Source organism: Luteimonas abyssi, from assembly GCF_001482195.1.
Classification (GTDB): domain Bacteria; phylum Pseudomonadota; class Gammaproteobacteria; order Xanthomonadales; family Xanthomonadaceae; genus Luteimonas; species Luteimonas abyssi.
Genome location: NZ_KQ759763.1, coordinates 3,225,611 through 3,226,013 on the forward strand (window position 1 = coordinate 3,225,611; position 403 = coordinate 3,226,013).

Below are 403 nucleotides of genomic sequence, written 5' to 3' on the forward strand. Positions count from 1 at the left end.
ATCGGCTTGCGGATCGTGCGGGCCGCCGTCATCGGGTCGCTCGCGTCTTGCGTCCCGAACGACGGGGAAGCAGGCTGCATCGATCAAACACCCGCGATGCCAACGGACCCGACCGGCAAGGCACGTTTCACAACATGGACCGGCGGCTGAGTACCGGTCTCCCGCGCGGTGATCCGATCTTGGCCCACCGCCGCGATAAGAGATCCACAGCAGAAGGTACCGGCGGCCACGCCCGGCACGTTCCGCAAGCCGAAGCCCCGTCGGGACCGGTGGTCTTCTCGGCGAAATCAAGGAGGAGGCCGCCGCCGCATGGCGGTGGCCGGGGGACATTCGCGCGAGGAGGCTGCCGGTTGCGGCGGGGCCCGTCGGATCGCAGCGCTGCGAAACGAAGCGAGACGCCTCA